The organism is Psychrobacter sp. TPE 89C (genome assembly GCF_055522395.1).
The window spans coordinates 1-2,925 of sequence record NZ_JBVFXW010000092.1 but is presented as its reverse complement, the minus strand read 5'-3'; the positions used below and the strand labels follow the sequence as shown (position 1 = coordinate 2,925).

Genomic DNA, 2,925 nt, shown 5'->3' with positions numbered 1-2,925 from the left:
CTTGTGCTCGAAAATCTGCTGAGTAGGTCATCTTTTATATTTCACTTTGCTTGGTTTAAAAGTATTGTACCTTTTCTATTTTGGACTGACTATAGCCTTTTCAGACAATTTATTAGCTAAATCTCGCTGAAAGATATGTCCAATACCCTAAGAGTAGTATGAGCAGGCCCCAAGATAATGAAAAGCATAAATAGTATGACTCGCTATCAAGTGCCACATAAAAATAAATAGCCAGTCCAATGCTCACTAACAGAGATACCGAATATGCGATAAGTAAGGTAAGCAAAACCGTATTTTCAAATTTGGACAAAACTGGGCTATTTTCTGCACAGATATAAAAGAGAAAACCCAGTGAAAAAGCCCCACCAATCGTAATATGCAAAAATGATATTAGAACCAGTGACCAAATTGACATAAGCTTTCCCTTCTCAACCTGATATTTATTTCAATAAATTGTTATACGTTTTACCATTTTACTGGATCAGTTTTAAAATCGGAGGCCTTAACTCTCTGTAGCTCACTAAAGTTAGAGGGTAATTTTTCAAACACCTCAATTAAAGTATCATTAAATGCTTTTAAGCCAAAATTTGTACTCATACCTTCTTGCCAATTGTCCCAAGTTTTTTTACTAACTCTATTAGACCTACGTAAATAAATTTGTTCGTTGCATAAATCCATATAATTATATACTTCGTTATGAACAGCATTAGCCTCAGATAAACCAAGCTCTTCACCAATTAATGCTTTATAAGGTATACGCTGTATTATATCGCGATAATCTTTACTTATTGAATCTTCAAATATCGTTCTCTGCTGTAGAAAATTTTGTCTCAACTGATAAATAGCAGCAAGAAGACCTAAAAAAGTCATATATAAAGCTAAAGAATCTATATTCACATCTAACTCCTGAAGAATAAAGCCTGATTCAAACAACTTATCATGACTATGTTTTGAATGGCATCAAATCTATCTGTTCAAACTCACATACTGCTATTATACTAGGATTTTCACTTAATCGATTTAGATACATTGCCAAGTTTTCATAGCTCATCGGCGACTTTTCTGATACCAATGACCACTCTGCCAACATAAAGAGAAAGTAATCACATGCCGATAGTTTTTCACCAAGCAAAAACTCATTAGACTCCAGTTGATCATTAATGATAGACAAAGCCTCTGCAATACGATCATCTTGCGCAGATATAACACTTGGTATATTACGTTCATCATTAGTATAACGATGCGGATAATAACGAACCATCAGTTCCGCTTGCAACGTGTTATTTAAGAATGCGAGCCACTGAAAAAATAACGGTCGTTTAGGATCGCCAAGTGGAGGTATCAACTCGTACTCTGGGTGGGATTCACAAATATGAATGCAGATAGCAGGACTTTCAAAGATTGGCTGATCATCAACGACCAGCGTGGGAATACGCCCAGTAGGATTTAACTTCAGATAATCGGCTGATTTGTGAGTGTCCTTCTCTCTTTCGACAAGTACTAACTCATAATCCGCTTGCACATGGTGCAGGAGAAAATGTGGAGCCAAACTAGCATTGTTTGGGTAATAGTAAAGTTTAAACAAAATATAGACTCCATTATTCTAAAGTTACCAGACACTCATAACAGCTTACTGTCTGGCTGAAATATATCTTAAATCAAAGCTCAATCAATTAACAGAAGCTCACTAATCGCTTTAGTGGTTAAATCTACCTTTAATAGCAGGTTCATCATTATTGATACTTTCTAGGGTCTCAAATCCTTTCTTAGTACCAAAGTATAGAGCGTCTGTTTTTTTCTCTCTATAAAAACGCATTTCATCGCCTTTATTATCAGTTAGCGTAAACTCATTGAATACTTTTTCCCAGTGCGCCTTCTTTTCAGATTCGTTATGATCAGCTTTAAATGTTGGCTTTAAAATATATGAGATATCCTTACCTTCTTCAGTGGTTATCAAAGGCAGCAGTTCTTTGTGTTTTGTTAAATATAGACATATTTTCTCAATATCGTCCAGATTTTCTCTACTATCAGTTAGTTTGATAATTAACATCGCTTTATATCCTAATTTGCTTTCTAGCTTGGTGTTATTGAAAGTTAACTAACCTTTTAAAATGCTAAAAGCTCAATATTGATGATCCCAGTTGCCTGCTCGTAAGCCTAGCATTGTTATGCTCATCTACTTTAAACCCATATTAAAGACAATACTACTAAACTCCGCTGTTTACCCCAAATAGCAGGCAAAAGAAAACCCCCTCCACATGAGCAAAGGGGGTTTTCTTTTGAATAGAAAGCTTACTAATGAGAAGATCGCCGTAAAACTTATCTATATATACTCAAGCTGATTAGTAATTAATGGCACACTTTACCTAATACTAATAAGTTATTCTTCCATCTGCCATTTATCATCTACCCATACTGCATCATTATCATCTAAGTGTACATGCCACTCTGCATCAGTGACTACCAGTCGAATCTCAGTCAAACATTCTAGCCAATGACCAAGCGTATATATAAGATCCTCAACATCCATGCTAGAAGATATTTTTGTGGCACCTGCTAGTATCACCTCTGACTCACTATCATCATAGGCGTAAAGATCAAACGACTCTGCCTCTTCTGTGTGCTCAAAGCTTTCATTATACTTATCAACGATCAGCGTAATATTTTCTTGCTCTTGCTCCGTTAAAAGTGTCGTACGCTCAGCCGTATAATAAAGTGAAACGCCCATGACTTACTCCGAAATGTGATGATAGTTATAAATAATAGCACACAGCACTTTATTCCACGCAAAGAAAATCCCCCGGCTAGGTAACTAGTCGGGGGATATTTCAGAATAGAGAGCTGACGATGACCTACTCTCACATGGACGAATCCACACTACCATTGGCGCAACGATGTTTCACTTCTGAGTTCGGGAAGGGATCA

Annotated in this window: 4 protein-coding genes and 1 rRNA gene; all 5 read right to left on the bottom strand. The window is 36.3% G+C overall.

The annotated features are described in order from the left end of the window. Positions 1–465: 465 nt before the first annotated feature. A complete protein-coding gene (locus ACZW67_RS14200; protein WP_465183792.1) occupies positions 466–897 on the bottom strand; it encodes a hypothetical protein in 432 nt (143 codons plus the stop codon). Between the two features lie 46 nt (positions 898–943). After that, positions 944–1,585: a glutathione S-transferase family protein gene (locus tag ACZW67_RS14195; protein ID WP_465183791.1), complete on the bottom strand. Its 642-nt coding sequence runs from the start codon at positions 1,583–1,585 to the stop codon at positions 944–946. 111 nt (positions 1,586–1,696) lie between these two features. Next, positions 1,697–2,050 (bottom strand): hypothetical protein, encoded by a 354-nt coding sequence (locus tag ACZW67_RS14190; RefSeq protein ID WP_465183790.1) that lies wholly within the window; start codon positions 2,048–2,050, stop codon positions 1,697–1,699. A gap of 330 nt (positions 2,051–2,380) precedes the next feature. Beyond that, positions 2,381–2,728 (bottom strand): hypothetical protein, encoded by a 348-nt coding sequence (locus ACZW67_RS14185; protein ID WP_465183789.1) that lies wholly within the window; start codon positions 2,726–2,728, stop codon positions 2,381–2,383. Between the two features lie 111 nt (positions 2,729–2,839). Then, a 5S ribosomal RNA gene (gene rrf, locus ACZW67_RS14180) occupies positions 2,840–2,925 on the bottom strand; the annotation flags it as partial.